This window comes from Solidesulfovibrio sp. C21, from assembly GCF_047785625.1.
GTDB lineage: Bacteria > Desulfobacterota > Desulfovibrionia > Desulfovibrionales > Desulfovibrionaceae > Solidesulfovibrio.
In genome coordinates this window covers 36,559-52,694 of sequence record NZ_JBLODY010000026.1, presented here as the reverse complement: position 1 = coordinate 52,694, position 16,136 = coordinate 36,559, and the positions used below count along the sequence as shown (strand labels likewise).

Below are 16,136 nucleotides of genomic sequence, written 5' to 3'. Positions count from 1 at the left end.
ACTTCCGACGCCCAGCGCAAGGCCCTCCTGCCACAGTACATCGATCCCAAACGCCTGATTATTCCTGCCTAAAACTTCTGCCGCCTTCCGATTGCCCTGACAAGATGCGCCTTATTGAGCGCTTACGTTGAAAGAGTTTGCGAAGCAGGGTGTTGAACACTGACCTGCCGTAATCAATAAAATTATATATGGGAGTGCGTTCCATCCTTTTTCTGGACCACGTTGTGCCTGAGGTCAAGTCAAGACGATATCTGTTTTAAAGCACATAACGAAAATATTCTGGTTCTTATCTGTGCGTGGATGTTTACACAGCTTTCGCTACAGGTTCATTCATGGCGATGCCTCCGTGGATACTTGTCAGGCGAACGTTCGCCCACAAGCTTCAGGGTGGGGGAAGGAAGAGGACCTTGCGGATCGTGCCCGTAAGTCCTTGAGTTTTACTCGTCCACGATGATTTTGGCGGCTGTTTGGCCAAGGAAAAATCGCCGGACGTCAAGAAGTGCGCATCGGTCTCGATTCAGGTGGGCGGTAATGGGAACCGTGAAATACGATCGATACGCAAAAGGACTGCCACAGGATAAACCGCATTTAGACGCTGATCTTTACACCGGGCCTCGTATGCGGTAGTATTTTCGTGATGATAAAGTTGACTTTGATTGTATGTTTTGAAGAAGTGTGGTGTTCTTCGAAGCGAAACAGTAAAATGGTGGTATTTTTAAAATGAAAAAGTTTTTTTGTGTCCTTTGTATCGCGATAAGTCTTCTTTGCTGTAGCCTGGGCGCCCAGGCAGAAGTAGTCGGACAATCCTTGATACAAACAGATATATTTAAGCAGTACATTGAAGAACGAAAAGGATTTGAGAATGAAATTTCAATTATGAACAGTAAAATAGAAGAACAAAAAAAAGAACTTGGTAATGAAACGATTGGTATATTAAAAAAATATAGTCTCGTTTTGCATAAGATCGAAATGCCTATATATGTTGGTTTCATAATTAGCTTGATCGCCTCGATATTGTATATCGTGTATTTGAAAAAATGGCACCCTTGTAGATGGACTCTTTCAACATCGTGCAAGACGTTCTCTTTTCTTAAACAAAAAATATTGCGCAACAATGGCCTGTTGCCGTTGATTATCGTCGCTCTTCTTATGGGGGTTGCCACAGCGGCCAAGGCAAAGACAAATGTCTTACAAGATATTAATATGTACTATGCGGGAAATCAGTTTGAAAAAGGGTATTTGCTGTGTAAGTATTCAAAAAAACCATTCACTCTTGATTATACGGCCGTAAACAATATTCCGGTCATCAAGCAACCAGGTCCCGGCTTTGAGCGTGCATATGACATGGTTGCCCATCTGATCGGGCTGCACCTTTCCGTTTCCGCGGGTGAACTCGCTTGGTTGTACGACAGAGCCGACAACGACGCGCAGCGACGGATGGTTTTCGAGTTGTTGGTTCAATTGCCCAAGGATGCGGTTCAGGCCGCCGCCGAAAAAGTCATCGATAGTATTTGCGATCAGGGTCGCCGGCAGGTGGGGGTGTCCATCGATCGCTTCAATATGTTGCTTGCCGCCTTGGCTGGAAGCGACAACCGCCTTTTGGCCAACGGGCTGGTCAAAACCTTCCTGGCAAAGGCCGTAAGTCAGATCCGTGACCTGGAAGGGCTCGATGCCCTTGTCGGACTGGCCGTTGCCAACGACGCCTTTGAAACCCTGCGCGAGCCCACGGCCAAGGTCTTGAAGACCATCCCCAGTCGTCTCTCTTTTTCCGACACGGTGTACGCCGCCCGGGTCTACTTCCGCATCGACAAGGACATGTCGCGGAAATTGTTCAATGATATTCGGTTGGATTTCCGCAAATTCGTGGAGTCGCCCGTCTTGACGCAAAAAATGGTCGAGCTGATGCAGGAGTTGTCCGGCGTCGCGGCGTTTCGACCGATTTACGATACAGATAGCCTGTATAAGTCCCTGCAACAACAGCCTAATGCGCTTCGCGTTCAGATAACGAGCCTTCTTGATAGCGTTGACACCTCTTTGGCCGGCGTTGCCTATAACAGCATCGGGCATGACGCCGGGGACCTCGTTTTTCGTGATCCAAAAGTCTTGCGTCTGTTTGCCGATATGACGGCGAAGTACAATAAAAACGGCAATGGGGATATTGTAAATGCGCTGGCTCGCGCCGTTGTGGAGTTTAATGTCCCTTATACGAAGGACGATGTTTTTAAAGCGGCCGGGCTCATGGGAGAGAAGCCCGAGGCTTTTGCGGAATCCGTTTTTACATACGATATGAGCACGGATTTTAAGTTTAATCGGAACGGCAAGCTGTTTCTGTCGCTTGTCACGGTGTTGACGCCACAACAGATAAAGGCTTTCGAGGACTATTTCGCCAAGAAGACTTCCCTGGCCAACGGCCTGCTCATCGTCCTCTTTCAGAAAGATAAAACGGCTTTTTACAAGCTCCTTGAGCATGTTTTCGCCAATGCGCCGCAAAGCATCGCCGATCTGCGCCTGCCCAACGAAACCTTTGACCTGCGCGGCGTGGCGCCGGCTTTTTCCGCGCAGGCCCTCAAGGGCTTCGAAACCCTTCCGGCGCCTGTCCTTTTCGCACAACATGAGTTGGCCGGTTCGGACCCGGATATCAAACTGGTGCGGCGGGCGCTGATTCCTGAGCTCGATCGCCTGTTTCGCGATTTCCTCACGAACGAGCCGAAGAGCCTGACCGAGGAACAAGCCATCGAAACGCTTATCCTGCTGTCCATTGTGGCGGAACCCGGTGGCGTGGCTTTCAAGGAGGAGCAGTTCGTCCTCAACAAGCTTGCGCAGGACTATTTTTCCGGGGCCGTTGCGAACGGGAACGCCATGTTGCGGCAAGCTGTGGCGGAGAGAGAAAAGGCCCTGTCCTTGTTGCAAAAGGCCGTTTCGCTCAAGAACAGCGCAATACGTCTGGAGATTGCATCGAGAATTTATAGCGGGTTGATTATGTTGTATCTTTTCCTCGGTGCGGCGCTTTCACTTTTCTTTGCCTGCAATGTTCTGCTGCCGGGAAAGAATTTCAGCCTTGTTAACGGAACGTTGCATTGGATGGAGTCGTTTGCCTGCTATCTCATGGCAACAGTGATCGGCCTCGTGCCCGGATTTTGCCTCAAAGTGAGCACACAATTTCTGCGCGGCCTGTTGGTGACCGAGACCGTGACGCCCACCCTTGAAGCGTGCGTTGCCGCGCTCGATGCACAGTCGCCTATTGTCGAGAAAAAGGCGAAAGCGGCCTGATCGTTGTCCGCAAGAGGTTACCATCAGTTCGAGACGCATGAAGCAGCCGATTGCAACAAGGAGAAGTCATGTCGTACAGAAAGAGAAATCATGTTGTTTTCTCCGTATTCACCGACCTTTTCCTGTCCTTGACGCTTGTTCTTGGCGGATGCGGCGCTCCGGTGCACAAGGTCGTCACGCCTGATATTGAAGCACAGATGCTGCGGGATTTGCAAGAAGGGAAAATGGTCCTTGTGGGCAACAATCTCAATGCGAGCTTCTATTTTATCGGAAGTTGGCGTAGCATGGCCGACGCCTACAACGCCCATCACTGGAAGCGGCTGGCAATTTTGGTCATGACCACCGGGCATGAGATCGATATCGCCTATTATTTCCTTGGTGCGGCTGCAGAACAACTCGGTTATTATGAAGCTGCTTTGGCCTACTACGATAGAGCTGTCGATCTGTACAACGACAATGTCTACGACCACCATTGCCGGGACCTGATCAGCGTCAGCGGCTGTCCCATCAATTTGCGCCGGGCGTTGCCCGCCCGCATCGCCAGCGTGCGCAACATTCTGCAGGCTCAGGCCGTGGCGCGGGCGCGCGAGGAAGCATTGCAGCGGCAGCAGGAGGAGGAGCAGGCGCGCAAAGCCCGGCGCCAAGCGCGGCAACAGGCCGCGCGGCACAAGAATCAGCCGTCCAGGCAGGAAAAAGCGCAGACTGCCGCGAAGCCCGCTACGGCCGAGCCTGCGCCTGAAGCGGTGCAACCCACTCCTCTGGAACCCATCCGGGATATTCCCGTCGAAGCCGCTTCGCCGCGCACTCCCGCCCGGACGACGCCAGCCGCTACGGCGCCCGAAGACAAGATCCCGGTCCAGGACAAGGTCCGCATCAATATGCCCGATCTCAAACCCGATGCGCCGACGCCGCCGTCCGATGCTCCGGTGAAGACGCCGGCCAAAAAGACGCCGAAGACGCCCAGTGACGATTACTCGTAGCGTACGATAACGACGGCCGGACTGGCACCTCCTTCGCCGCTTGACAAAACGGGGGAGGGCCAGTCCGGCCAATACCCGGCAAGGGAGGCTGCATGCGCGTCCACTGGTTTCACTACCTGGCCTTCATTGCGGTCCTGATGCTGGCAGGGGGCGTCCCTTGTCAGGCCGTCAATGCGGACGGGGGGCAAGGCGAAGTCGGTTATTCCACGGGAACGGACGAACCTTCGGCGTCCGGCATGTCACCGGCTGAATCCTCGTCCAAGGTGGCTTCCGAAAAGGCGGTCCGGGACGCCAAGCCGGAAATATCCATAACCCTCGACAACCTTGAATCGCTGCCGCCCGAAACGGCTCCCGCCACACCGCCGCCCGTAACGCCACAACGCGCCATGGTTCCTTCCCCGCCGGCCCGAGTGGAACCACCTGCCGCGGCAGTGCCATCTTTCCGGCAGAACGTTCCGTCCGGGGCTGCCGCTCCCGCGAGCGCTTCTCCGATCGTGGCCATGCTCGAAAACACGCTCCATGGGCGCTATGACGCGACGATCGCTCTCAAGGAGCGAATGCCGAAGAAGGTTTTCCATGAAACATACGATCGCGCCGCGGCCAACGTGCTCAGCCGCAAGGGCAATATGCTGCTCAACCAACAGGGGGATATGGCCGGCGCGCTCGAGGCCTACGCGGCTGCGTACGCAAAGGACAAATCAAGTTCCGAAATAAACGGCAGCTACGGCCATGCTCTGTTTCGCAACGGGCGCTTCACACAGGCCCGCGACACGGAGATCGAGTCTCTCGAGATAAAACCGGGCTATGGCGCCGCGTGGTTCGTCCTGGGGCAGATTTTCGGCTATCTCAAGCAGGAGGATTACGCTTACGCCAGCTTCGTCAACACCTGCCTGTTCACCCGCAACATGGACAACACCCTCGGCTTCCTGGATCGGGAAAAGGACAAGTACGGGGAGGTGTGCGTGCAGCGTGCCGCGGCGCGGGCGCTTGAAACCTGCCGGAATCTGGCCGCTCGGGGGATCCCGCCTTCGGGCGAGGGACGATCGGCGCCGCAGCCGGCCCGCATGGCGCCGCCTGGGAGCAGCGCGCCGCGCATCGGAAAAGTTGATATCAAGAAAGTCGTGCTCGACAGCAATCAGTTGCCGCAATTGGTCGGCAGGCTGGCCCGGATGGAGGGGATATCCAGGCAGGAGCGCGAGCAGCGACTGAAGGCCATGGTTGTCCCCATGGTGACGGCCATTCGTGCGCTCGTAAGCCGCTATGCCCGTGAGCACGGGTATGCGGTCGTGCTCCCCGCGGAAGGGGAAGTGCCATTTCGCCAGCAAGGCTCGCTTGGGCCACAAGCCTTTTCCCTGGTGGGCGTTGATGGGACGGCATTGCGCTTTCTCAATAGCCCCGAGGGGATACGCTATCGGAAAACGGCCGCCATCGACGATCTGACCCAGGCGGTTTCCCAGCGCTTCAACTCGCGTTAAGCGCAACGGGCAAAAGTAATACTCAAGGGCCTTGGCGAAGCATTCTGGTCTGACGCTGGCGGTGTAAGCCCCCTGAGGGGGCGTGTGGGGCATAGAGAATGCGGAAAACTGAGGATAGCCTCTTGCCGAGCACTTGGCATATTCAGAATGTTTCCATATTCGGCTCTCCGTTCCTTACAGGCTGCCAGTCAAACCGGGCAGAGGAGAGCACATTGTGCCGGTGGAGTAGAAAAAAATATGGGGGGCAACTTTGGGGGCAATATTAGTAATTATAATTTATTTTCAAACATAATAACAATGAGATATATATTATTTTCGAGTCCCCCCTTCGCACCATATTAGAGTCCAGGACGGTCCAATAAAGACCGAAACATCCTGGGAACATTAACGAAACCGGGCGAGAGATCGTCCGGTTTCGTCTTTTTACGTCCTTTGACATCCGGCACCCTTGGGGGCACATGAAGGGGCACTTTCGTGTGCCCTTCTGTTTTGGAGGCATGTGAGCGGCAGGCCCGTATTTCCTGGGTTTGCTGAGAATCAAATCTTATCCCACCAGTCACCCCATCAGATTTTCGGAAAAAGGCCCGGTTTCGCCGGGCCTTTTGTTTTTTGCCGTCTGTTTGCGGCGTGCCGTGTTCGCGTGTCGCGGGGAGATCTTCCGAATCCGGCCGCTTCCCCGGACCGCGGCGGGCATCCGGAGCGGGTCGGCCGGGGAAGCGAACCCGCTCTGGCGCGCAGGGGATTTTTCCCTGCAGTGGCGCTTGTTACAGGAGCCTGTCGGCGATGGCGGCGGCGGCGCGGCGGCCGGTGCCCATGGCCGAGATAACCGTGGCCGCGCCGGTCACGATATCGCCCCCGGCGAAGACGTTGGGCATGCTCGTTTCGCCGGTTTCCTCGTCGATGACGATATAGCCCCGGGTATTGGCGGCAAGCCCCGGCGTGACGCGCGGCAACAGCGGATTGGCCCGGGTGCCCACGGCCACGATGGCCATGTCCGCCGGGATCTCGCAGTACTGCCCCTCGCAGGCCAGCGGCCGGCAGCGCCCCGAATCGTCGGGCTCGCCCAGGCGCATCTTTTGCAACACCACCGAAACGAGATGGCCGTTGCCGTCGCTGTTGAAGGAAAGGGGGCTGTGCAGGCAGAAAAGCTCCACGCCTTCCTCCTTGGCGTGGTGCAGTTCCTCGCGCCGGGCCGGCATCTCGTTTTCCGTGCGTCGGTAGACGATGGCCACGCGCTCGGCCCCCATACGCCGGGCCGTGCGGGCCGAGTCCAGGGCCACGTTGCCCGCGCCGAAGACCATCACCTGCTTGCCAGGGTAGACCGGCGTGTCCCATTCCGGGAAGGCGTAGGCCCGGCCCAGGTTCACGCGCGTCAGGTATTCGTTGGCCGAGCACACGCCGATGGCGTTTTCCCCGGGAATGCCCAGGAACACGGGCAGCCCCGCGCCCACGCCGATGAACACGGCCTTGTAGCCGCGCTCCAGCAGCTCCTCGATGCCGACGGTCCGGCCGCCCACCCAGTTGGTGTAAAACCGTACCCCCAGGCCCTGCATGGCCTCGACCTCGCGCCGCACCACGGCTTTGGGCAGGCGGAACTCCGGAATGCCGTAGACCAGCACCCCCCCGGGCTCGTGCAGGGCTTCGTAAACGTCGACGCCGATGCCTTTGGCGGCCAGCGTTCCGGCCACGGTGAGGCTCGCCGGTCCGGCCCCGATGCAGGCCACGCGTCCGCCATCGAGCCCCGGCGGGCAGGCCGGCGCGCCGGTCAGCTCCTCGCAGGCGCCGCCGGCCATGAAGGTGTCGGCCACAAAGCGCTCGAGCCGGCCGATGGCCACGGGCTCGCCCTTTTTGCCCAAGATACAGCGGGACTCGCACTGGCTTTCCTGGGGGCAGACCCGGCCGCACACCGCCGGCAGGGAGTTGGTCTTGCGGATGATGGCGTAGGCCCCGCCGGTATCGCCCGCGCCGAGCGCGGCGATGAACCCCGGGATGTCGATGCCGACCGGGCAGCCCGCGACGCAGGCGGGCTTTTTGCAGCGCAGGCAGCGCCCGGCCTCGGCCATGGCCATCTCCCGCGTGTAGCCCAGGGCCACTTCGTCGAAGTTGGCCACGCGCAGGCGCGGCGACTGCTCGGGCATGGGCGTGCGCGGCGTCTTTTTCCCTTTGCCCTCAGTTGGCACAGCGGCACACATGGTTTTTCCTATACTCCTCGTAGGACTGGCGTTCCAAGGATTTGAAGGCCCCCAGACGCTGGGACAGCTCCCGGAAATCCACCAGGCTGCCGTCGAATTCCGGGCCATCCACACAGGCGAAGAGCGTCTCGCCGCCGACATTGACCCGACAGGCCCCGCACATGCCGATGCCGTCGAGCATGATGGAATTGAGGCTGACCAGGCAGGGTACCGTAAACCGCGTCGCCACATCGGAAACGGCGGCCATCATGGGCACCGGGCCCACGGCCAGCACCTCGGCCACGCCCTTGCCGGATTCCTCCAGCACATCCGTAAGAATGTCCGTCACCAGGCCTTGCCTGCCTCGCGAACCGTCGTTGGTGGAAACGAGCACCTCGTCGCACACGTTTCCCAGTTCCTCCTCGAAAAGCAGCAGGTCCTTGTTGCGCGCGCCGATGATGCCGACCACGCGATTGCCGGCCTGGCTATGCCCTTTGGCGATGTGGTGCATGGCGGCGATGCCCGTGCCGCCGCCGACGCAGACTACCGTGCCGTCCTGCTTACTGATGTCGGTGGGCTTGCCGAGGGGACCGCACAGGTCGAGGATGGCGTCGCCCTGCTTAAGCGTGTCGAGCTGGGCGGTGGTTTTGCCGAGGACCAGATAGACCAGGGTGATGGTGCCGGCCTCGGCATCGGCGTCGGCGATGGTGAGCGGGATGCGCTCCCCTTGGGGGCAGACCCGCAGGATGATGAAATTGCCGGGCCTGGCCTTGGCCGCGATTTGCGGGGCCTCGATGACCAGTTCGCTGGTCTGGCCCGGGATGAGGATGCGTTTGCGGAGGATGGTGTTGGTCATGGACAGCGTGCTCCTTGGCGATGGCGGGAAATTCCCCGCTTTGGCGTCGTCAGCGCGGCCGATGCTTGGCCGCAAGCCTGTTGAGCCCGGCGATGAACCCTTCCGGATCGGCCACATCGCGCAGTTCGAGCAGCCTGCCGAGGCTCTGGGTGTAGTCTCCGGAGCAGGTGTAGGGCGTAATTCCCTTGGCGATGCAGTAGGCGATGACGCCAGGGATATCCAAAATGGCTTCGGCCGGGGTGTTCCTGGTGATCATGGCAGCTTCCTTCGGGTTTTCTCGCACGGGCGGCGGCGGCCCGTGACGGCCCATGGCCGCCGCCTGTCCGGGTTTTTTCCAGTATCGCCTCCCCGAAGAAGGCGATGCTTCTTTCGAGGATGCCATACTTGAATAATTACCATCCTTAAAAATACGATCGTATTTTCAAGGAACACTGCACTAGTACAGACCGATCTTGTCTTCGGAGAGGCTGATGAAGATGTTCTTGCTCTGGGTGTAGTGGTCGAGCATCATGCTGTGATTTTCCCGGCCGATGCCCGATTTCTTGTAGCCGCCGAAGGGGGCGTGGGCGGGCAGGATGTTGTAGGTGTTGACCCACATGCGTCCGGTTTCGACGCCCCGGGCCACGCGCAGCGCCCGGTTGATGTCCTTGGTCCAGACCGCGCCGCCAAGGCCGTATTCGTTGTCGTTGGCCATGGCCACGACCTCGTCCTCGTCTTTGAACTTGATGGCGCAGACCACGGGGCCGAAGATTTCCTCCCGGGCCACGCGCATGTCGTTGGTCACGCCGGCCAGAAGCGTGGGGCGCATGAACGCGCCCTTGCCGAGCTTGCCGTTGATGCGCTCCCCGCCGACGGCCACCTTGGCCCCTTCGTCCTTGCCCACCTGGACGTAGGCCAGGATCTTTTCCAGCTGGCGCTCGTTGATTTGCGAACCCATCTGGGTATCCGACTCCCAGGGCAGCCCGACCTTGACCTTGGCAAACGCCTCGGCCGCCTTCTCGACAAAGGCATCGTAAATGTCTTCGTGGATAAAGGCGCGGGAGCCGGCGCAGCAGACCTGGCCCTGGTTCAGCAGGATGCCGAGTTGGATGCCCTCGATGGCCTTCTCCATGGGCGCGTCGGAAAAGAAGATGTTGGCCGACTTGCCGCCGAGTTCCAGGGTGCTGGGAATCAGCCGCTTAGAGGCCGATTCGGCCACGGTGTAGCCGACCTCGGTGGAGCCGGTAAACGCCAGCTTGGTGAAGCCGTCGTGCTGCAGCATGGCGTTGCCGGCCAGCGATCCCTTGCCGGTGATGACGTTGACCACGCCGGCCGGCAGCACCTGCTCCATGAGCTTGGCCAGTTCGAGCAGGGACAGCGAGGTCTCGATGGAGGGCTTGATGACCACGCAGTCGCCGGCGGCCAAGGCCGGGGAGATTTTCCAGGCGGCCATGAGCAGGGGAAAGTTCCAGGGGATGATCTGGCCGACCACGCCGATGGGCTCACGCAGGATGATGCTCATGGTCTGGTCGTCGATCATGGCGGCCCGGCCTTCCTCGGTGCGCACCACCGAGGCGAAGTAGCGGAAGTGGTCCGAGGACAGGGGCACATCGATATTTCTGGTCTCGCGGATGGGTTTGCCGTTGTCGCAGGTCTCCACCATGGCCAGGTGCTCGGCGTTTTCGTCGATGAGGTCGGCGATCTTGTTGAGCATGGCGGCGCGTTCCTGGGGGCTGGTCTTTTTCCAGGCGGGGAAGGCGTCCCAGGCGGCGGCCACGGCCATGTCCACATCGCCGGGGCAGGCATTGGCGCAGGTGGCCAGGGTTTCGCCGTTGGCCGGGTTGGTGGCCTCAAACGTCTTGCCGCAGCTGCTTTCAACCCATTTCCCATCAATGAAGAGTTTGTAGGTTTCGTCGAGCGTGGGTTTCATGGACCGGACTCCTTTGCGGATTGTAATCGGCGCGGGCGACAACACAGAGAGCGCACGCCGCCGGATGCGGTGCGAAAGGGCGGCGGCGGGTGCTTGAAGCCCGCCGCCTGGGCGAACCGTAGAGTCGTGACGTCAGGCGACGTCGGGGAGGGGAAACGGGGGATCGAGGCCGGACAGGCTGCGCTTGGGCTGTCTGACCGACGCGTACGGCAAGGCCATGTGTTCCTCCTTTTTTGAGCGTCCGGTCGAGGCATCACGTCAGGGGACTGCCTTGGGCGGGCAGGATGCGCAGGATGTCAGGACCAGATATGCTAATATTAGCAACTATCGGTCCAAAATAATTACTAATTAATTGCAGTGTGTTGTGAATTCGTCGTGGCGGTTGGGCTCGGGAAGCGGTGCGGAAGGAGCCGGATGTCCCGTGTGTACGGGGTGCACTTTCGGCTTTTTTGTTATGTCAAATTAAACATAACAGAAGGTTACAGCATTGCGTAAAATCTACCCTGAATTTGGGCTTTTTGGGTCAAAAGTCGCCATCATGCTGTGGCAATCTGCAATAGCAAAATACGTCCGGCATGGCAAAATATGCGTTTTATCAATAAAACAAGCTTATTAAATTTAAAAGCAAAAAATAGTCCGAAGCTGGAACTTGTGCCGTTTGGGCTGCCTGGACCAGCCCCGAGGTCCCGACCACCGTTCAGGATGGCGGCGTCGAACCGTTTCGGGCCTGTTTCGTCTCGGCCCGCAACAGGGTAGCATGCCACGAGGCGAACGCTTCGGGGCGCGAGGCGGAAAGGACGCGCTGCCTATGGGGACATGTCATGAGACGCATCTATTACCATGTGAGCCGCTACATCAGCCATAAGCGTGCCGGCGAGGATTTCATCGCCGCGCTCGGGGCCGTGGGGATCGCCTGTGTTGCCGATCCCGCCGCGGCCGACGTGCTGATCCTGCACGACGAACCCATGGCCCTGGCCGAAATCATCCCGCGCTACGGCGATAAATTCCGCATCGCCTATTCGGTCTGGGAGACACAGACGCTTTCCGATTCCTATGCGAAAGCGCTTTGCGGTGTGGACCGGGTCTGGACCTGTTCGCCCTTTTCCGCGACCGCCTTTGCCGCAGCCGGATTCGCCGTGGATGTCGTGCCGCATGTGGTGCGCGTCGATCCGCCGACGGCAGGCGACCTTGACGCCATCAAGGCGCAGATCGCCTATGATCCGGACACGTTCTACTTTTACACCATGGTCGATTCGGTCAATCCCCGCAAAAACCTGGAAGCCTTGCTGCAAACGTTTGTTTCCACCTTCGGGAACGTCGGCGACGTGAAACTCGTGGTCAAGCAGTACAGAAATTCCTGGAACCTTGCCGGCTTGCCCAATGTCGTCAGCCTGGACGCTTTTTTAAGCCCCGGGCAGATCGCGGCCTTGCATGGCCTGCTCGATTGCTATGTCAGCGCGCATCACGCCGAAGCCTGGGGGCTGTCGCTTTCCGACGCCATGCTTTGCGGCAAACCGGTCATTGCGACCGGCTTTTCCGGCAACATGTCGTATATGAACCCGCAAAACAGCTTTCCGGTCAATTTCACCCTGGTCCCTGTTTCCGGACGCATGTGCGACCTCATCCCCCTGTATACGCGGGACATGGTCTGGGCGGAAATCGACCGGCGCCACCTCGCCTATCTGCTGCGCAAGGTGCGGCGGAAGAAGTACGCTCCGGGCCTTCCGACACGGGCGCGGCAGGACATGGAACGTTTCAGCCCCTTGCACGTGGGGCAGCGCATGCGGGAACTGCTGGAGCGGATCTGATCCGGCCGTTTGCCCGACCTTCGCTTTTGTATTCGGGCCCTTCCGGGCCTCGCTCGTCGTTGCCTCGTCTCCCCGCTCCCGGCCGCGCCTGATGCGATTTTACTTCTGGAATGACCCGCTGGCCATCTTTCCTCTTCGTCCCATCTCCATGGCGACCGCCGCGTCAGGTCGGTATTTGCGGCTATTTGGCATAATGGCCAAATTTAGGCTTGCCAATTCTCGAGCGGAACTATACTTTTCTTCTTGGCCAAATAGCCAACGATGGTGTTGCCACGGCCAGGGAGGCAATCATGGATATCTCCAGGAAAATTGAAGGCTGCGCCTGCGAGCGGCCCGCCGCCTCGGGGCAGGGGAGCCGCTGGCCGATGCTTGTGAAGTTGCTGCTCGGCTTGGCGGCGCTTGGGGCCTGGGCCTTTGTCTACAGCTGGCTCCTGCCCCTGTCCCGATTTTTCACCTATCAGGTCTTTGGCCTGACGCCGGGCTCGCACCTGGCCGATGCCGTGGAATTTTTCCTCTACGATTCGCCCAAGGTGCTCATGCTGCTCACCCTGGTGGTTTTTTTCGTCGGCATCCTCCGGTCGTTTTTCACCCCTGAACGCACGCGGCGCATTCTGGCCGGCCGGCGCGAGATTGCCGGCAACGGCCTGGCCGCCATGCTCGGCATCGTCACCCCTTTTTGCTCCTGTTCGGCTGTGCCGCTTTTTATCGGCTTCGTCTCGGCCGGAGTGCCGCTCGGGGTCACCTTCTCCTTTCTCATCTCCGCGCCCATGGTCAATGAAATCGCCGTGGTGCTGCTTTACGGCCTGCTTGGCTGGAAGGTTGCCGCCCTCTACATGGCCATGGGGCTTGCCGTGGCCATCGTTGCCGGCTGGACGCTGGGGCGGCTCAAGCTTGAAGGCTACATCGAGGACTGGGTCCTGGCCGTGCGGGGCGGCGAAGGCGAGGCCATGCCCGAATCCATGACCGCAAGCGCGCGCATCGGTTACGCCTTTGGCGCGGTGCGCGAGATTGTCGGGCGCACCTGGAAGTGGGTGCTGGCCGGCATCGCCGTGGGCGCCGGCATCCACGGCTACGTGCCCGAGGGGTTCATGGCTTCCATCATGGGGCAGGGGAACTGGTGGTCGGTGCCGCTGGCCGTCCTGATCGGCATCCCCATGTATTCCAACGCGGCCGGCATCGTGCCGGTGGTGCAGGCGCTTTTGGCCAAGGGCGCGGCCCTCGGCACGGTGCTGGCCTTCATGATGTCGGTCATCGCCTTGTCGCTGCCGGAGATGGTCATTTTGCGCAAGGTGCTCAAGGTGCCGCTGCTGGTGGCCTTTGCCGCCATTGTCGGCTGCGGCATTTTGCTTGTGGGGTATGTGTTCAACGCACTGTTGTAACGAAGAAGGAGGTTGCCATGCGTTTTTTGGCCCAGCTCTTCCCGGAATTCGCGTCCTCGCTCGATGCCATGGACGCGCTCTATGCCGAAAAGCGGCTCATCGACGAAAAGACCTATCAGTTCATTTGCTTTGCCGTCTCCATCAAGGCCCGGTCCAAACCCTGCGTGCTCAAGCACTTCAAGGGAGCCCTCGAGGCCGGGGCGAGCCTTAAGGAACTGGCCTACATCCTGGCCCTGGTCATGCGCGAGGCGGCCGGGGCCGACGACTGCTGGACCCACGACGTGCTCGGCGACGTGGCCGATATCGTGTCCGGCAACATTGACTGCGCCTGCAAGAAATAGGCGCCAGGAGGAACATACGATGTTGATTCAAGTGCTCGGCACGGGCTGCGCCAAGTGTAAGGAACTGGAAAAGCTGGTGCGGGAGACGGTCGCGGAAAAGGGCAGTGACGCCCAAGTCGAAAAGGTGACCGACATCAAGCAGATCGCCATGATGGGCGTTTTCACCACGCCGGCGGTGGTTGTCGACGGAGTGATCAAGTCCGTGGGGTCGATTCCGCCGAAAGCGGATATAGCGACCTGGATTTCCTGATTATTTGGTGCGGAACCAGGGGAGGCTTGGCCTCCCCTGGCTTTTTTATTCCACGCCCAAAAGCGCCTGGGCGAAGTCCTGGCCCACGAAGGGCCGCAAGTCCTCCATCTTTTCCCCCAGCCCCACATAGGTGATGGGCACGCCGAAGGACAGCGCGATGCCTACCACCACGCCGCCCTTGGCCGTGCCGTCGAGCTTGGTCAGGATGATCTCGTCCACGCCCGCCGCCTCGTTGAAAAGCTTGGTCTGGGACAGGGCGTTCTGGCCGGTGGTGGCGTCGAGCACCAGCACCGAACGGTGGGGCGCGCCGGGGTGTTTCTTACTTACGACCCGGCGGATTTTCTTGAGCTCCTCCATGAGGTTGGCCTTGGTGTGCAGCCGGCCGGCGGTGTCGAGATAGAGCACGTCGAAGCCCTCGGCCAGGGCCTTGTCCATGGCCTCGAAGGCCACGGCCGCCGGGTCGGCGTTTTCGCCCTTGGTGTAAAAGCTCGCGCCGGCCCGGTCGGCCCAGATTTTGAGCTGTTCGATGGCCGCGGCCCGGAAGGTGTCGCCGGCGGCGATGAGCACCTTCTTGCCCTGCATGATGTCGCGGTGGGCCAGCTTGGCGATGGTGGTGGTCTTGCCCACACCGTTGACGCCGATCATCATGACCACTTCCGGCGGGTTGATGGCCTTGATGGTCTTTTGGACCTGGAAGATTTCCGCCAATTCCTCGCGCAGGATGTCCTTGAACACGGCCGGGTCGGTGGTGCCGCGTTTTCTGACCTTTTCGCGCAGGTTGTCCATGAGCTTGGCCGCCGGCTCGTAGCCGACGTCGGCCATGATGAGGATTTCCTCGAGCTCCTCCCAAAACGCCTCGTCGATGACGGCATGGTTGCCGAGCAGCCCGTCGATGCGCTTGACGATCTGTTCCTTGGTCTTGGCCAGCCCTTCGGAGAGCTTGAGGAAAAGCCGGTTGCGCTCGTCCTCCTCATCCTCAAGGTCAAGGGCCAAAGCCAGGCGGTATTGCAGTTCCGAACGGAACAACTCCACCTCGTCGTATTCCATGAGCGCGACCCAGTCCGCGAACTTGGCCACGAACGCGTCGGCCTCGTCGGCCGGAGCCTGCAAGCTCGCGAACAAAAACCGCAGCCGGTCCCACAGGTCCGGTCCGGCCTCGGTGACGTCGGCAAGGAGAATATCGAGCCAGGCCGAGAGCTTGGGTTCGGCTTGTCGCAACTCGAGAATCAGCGCGTCGCGCCAGGGTGCGTTTTCTCCCGGAACCGTCGAAGCCTGGGACTCGGCTGCGATTGGTTTGGCCGCTTGGGGTGCGGCTTCGGGCGCGGCCGGTTGCGCCGGAGGAGCAACCGGGGTCGGCTTGGGTTCGATCACCGGTTGCCCGGGCCCGGCCGTCGCCTCGGGTGCTTCTGGCTCGGGCGCGACGGCTTCGTCGATGGGCGCGGCCGGCTTTTCGGCCATGGCGGCGGCGGGTTCAGGAGAAGGGGCGGTTTCGGGAGTGTCGGTTTCCTCCGGGGACGTGGCGGCTGTCTGTGTTTCCTCGTCCGTCTTCCAGAATTTCTTGATCTTCGAAAAAAAGCCCATGAACGGCATCCTTGTGTTCGGGTGGAAATCGGTGTGGCAGGAGCGCGCAAGGCAGCGCGCGGCCTCAAGGTATAGCCGGGCGCAGGGTTGGGCGCAACCGCCCGGGCACTCAGTGG

At 59.8% G+C, this 16,136-nt stretch carries 12 protein-coding genes; 7 read left to right on the top strand and 5 right to left on the bottom strand.

Translation table 11 applies throughout. The features are described 5' to 3' along the window. Nucleotides 1–807 precede the first annotated feature (807 nt). The 3 genes from ACMZ6R_RS09950 to ACMZ6R_RS09940 all read left to right on the top strand — a co-directional run bounded on the left by ACMZ6R_RS09950 (nucleotide 808) and on the right by ACMZ6R_RS09940 (nucleotide 5,725). Nucleotides 808–3,270: a hypothetical protein gene (locus ACMZ6R_RS09950; RefSeq protein WP_416110907.1), complete on the top strand. Its 2,463-nt coding sequence runs from the start codon at nucleotides 808–810 to the stop codon at nucleotides 3,268–3,270. A gap of 68 nt (nucleotides 3,271–3,338) precedes the next feature. Continuing rightward, nucleotides 3,339–4,250 carry a hypothetical protein gene (locus ACMZ6R_RS09945; protein WP_416110905.1) on the top strand — a complete coding sequence of 304 codons (912 nt, stop codon included), beginning with the start codon at nucleotides 3,339–3,341 and terminating at the stop codon, nucleotides 4,248–4,250. Nucleotides 4,251–4,342: 92 nt separating this feature from the next. Beyond that, the gene (locus tag ACMZ6R_RS09940; protein WP_416110903.1) at nucleotides 4,343–5,725 is read left to right on the top strand and encodes a tetratricopeptide repeat protein; all 1,383 of its coding nucleotides are present in this window, start codon (nucleotides 4,343–4,345) and stop codon (nucleotides 5,723–5,725) included. Nucleotides 5,726–6,489: 764 nt separating this feature from the next. On the opposite strand, the gene gltA is transcribed toward ACMZ6R_RS09940, so the two are convergent. From gltA to ACMZ6R_RS09920, 4 genes are all read right to left on the bottom strand, one after another. Continuing rightward, the gene (gltA, locus tag ACMZ6R_RS09935) at nucleotides 6,490–7,917 is read right to left on the bottom strand and encodes an NADPH-dependent glutamate synthase (RefSeq protein ID WP_416110901.1); all 1,428 of its coding nucleotides are present in this window, start codon (nucleotides 7,915–7,917) and stop codon (nucleotides 6,490–6,492) included. Continuing rightward, nucleotides 7,895–8,752, bottom strand: coding sequence for a sulfide/dihydroorotate dehydrogenase-like FAD/NAD-binding protein (locus ACMZ6R_RS09930; protein ID WP_416110899.1), 858 nt, complete (start codon nucleotides 8,750–8,752; stop codon nucleotides 7,895–7,897). The genes gltA and ACMZ6R_RS09930 overlap by 23 nt, the downstream gene beginning before the upstream one ends. 49 nt (nucleotides 8,753–8,801) lie before the next feature. After that, nucleotides 8,802–9,008: a hypothetical protein gene (locus tag ACMZ6R_RS09925; RefSeq protein WP_416110897.1), complete on the bottom strand. Its 207-nt coding sequence runs from the start codon at nucleotides 9,006–9,008 to the stop codon at nucleotides 8,802–8,804. Nucleotides 9,009–9,188: 180 nt separating this feature from the next. Further along, on the bottom strand, nucleotides 9,189–10,661 hold the full coding sequence (locus ACMZ6R_RS09920) for an aldehyde dehydrogenase family protein (RefSeq protein ID WP_416110895.1): 1,473 nt from the start codon (nucleotides 10,659–10,661) through the stop codon (nucleotides 9,189–9,191). 821 nt (nucleotides 10,662–11,482) lie between these two features. Here ACMZ6R_RS09920 and ACMZ6R_RS09915 point away from each other — a divergent pair. The 4 genes from ACMZ6R_RS09915 (at nucleotide 11,483) to ACMZ6R_RS09900 (ending at nucleotide 14,439) form a co-directional block, all read left to right on the top strand. Further along, nucleotides 11,483–12,469, top strand: a complete 987-nt coding sequence (locus ACMZ6R_RS09915) for a glycosyltransferase (protein WP_416110893.1) — start codon at nucleotides 11,483–11,485, stop codon at nucleotides 12,467–12,469. A 365-nt stretch (nucleotides 12,470–12,834) separates the two neighbouring features. Next, nucleotides 12,835–13,848 (top strand): permease, encoded by a 1,014-nt coding sequence (locus tag ACMZ6R_RS09910; RefSeq protein WP_416110915.1) that lies wholly within the window; start codon nucleotides 12,835–12,837, stop codon nucleotides 13,846–13,848. 17 nt (nucleotides 13,849–13,865) lie between these two features. Continuing rightward, nucleotides 13,866–14,189, top strand: coding sequence for a carboxymuconolactone decarboxylase family protein (locus ACMZ6R_RS09905; protein WP_416110891.1), 324 nt, complete (start codon nucleotides 13,866–13,868; stop codon nucleotides 14,187–14,189). 19 nt (nucleotides 14,190–14,208) lie between these two features. Continuing rightward, complete coding sequence (locus ACMZ6R_RS09900; protein ID WP_416110889.1) at nucleotides 14,209–14,439, top strand: thioredoxin family protein; 231 nt, start codon at nucleotides 14,209–14,211, stop codon at nucleotides 14,437–14,439. A gap of 45 nt (nucleotides 14,440–14,484) precedes the next feature. On the opposite strand, the gene ftsY is transcribed toward ACMZ6R_RS09900, so the two are convergent. Then, nucleotides 14,485–16,020, bottom strand: a complete 1,536-nt coding sequence (gene ftsY / locus ACMZ6R_RS09895; protein ID WP_416110887.1) for a signal recognition particle-docking protein FtsY — start codon at nucleotides 16,018–16,020, stop codon at nucleotides 14,485–14,487. Nucleotides 16,021–16,136 lie beyond the last annotated feature (116 nt).

What these genes read in the sequence shown, in the direction of transcription:
- ACMZ6R_RS09945 (WP_416110905.1), top strand. Translation starts at nt 3,339, where the DNA reads ATGTCGTACAGAAAGAGAAATCATGTTGTTTTCTCCGTATTCACCGAC.
- ACMZ6R_RS09915 (WP_416110893.1), top strand. Translation starts at nt 11,483, where the DNA reads ATGAGACGCATCTATTACCATGTGAGCCGCTACATCAGCCATAAGCGT.
- ACMZ6R_RS09925 (WP_416110897.1), bottom strand. Translation starts at nt 9,008, where the DNA reads ATGATCACCAGGAACACCCCGGCCGAAGCCATTTTGGATATCCCTGGC.
- ACMZ6R_RS09900 (WP_416110889.1), top strand. Translation starts at nt 14,209, where the DNA reads ATGTTGATTCAAGTGCTCGGCACGGGCTGCGCCAAGTGTAAGGAACTG.
- ACMZ6R_RS09930 (WP_416110899.1), bottom strand. Translation starts at nt 8,752, where the DNA reads ATGACCAACACCATCCTCCGCAAACGCATCCTCATCCCGGGCCAGACC.
- ACMZ6R_RS09920 (WP_416110895.1), bottom strand. Translation starts at nt 10,661, where the DNA reads ATGAAACCCACGCTCGACGAAACCTACAAACTCTTCATTGATGGGAAA.
- ACMZ6R_RS09910 (WP_416110915.1), top strand. Translation starts at nt 12,835, where the DNA reads ATGCTTGTGAAGTTGCTGCTCGGCTTGGCGGCGCTTGGGGCCTGGGCC.
- ACMZ6R_RS09940 (WP_416110903.1), top strand. Translation starts at nt 4,343, where the DNA reads ATGCGCGTCCACTGGTTTCACTACCTGGCCTTCATTGCGGTCCTGATG.
- gltA (WP_416110901.1), bottom strand. Translation starts at nt 7,917, where the DNA reads ATGTGTGCCGCTGTGCCAACTGAGGGCAAAGGGAAAAAGACGCCGCGC.
- ACMZ6R_RS09905 (WP_416110891.1), top strand. Translation starts at nt 13,866, where the DNA reads ATGCGTTTTTTGGCCCAGCTCTTCCCGGAATTCGCGTCCTCGCTCGAT.
- ftsY (WP_416110887.1), bottom strand. Translation starts at nt 16,020, where the DNA reads ATGGGCTTTTTTTCGAAGATCAAGAAATTCTGGAAGACGGACGAGGAA.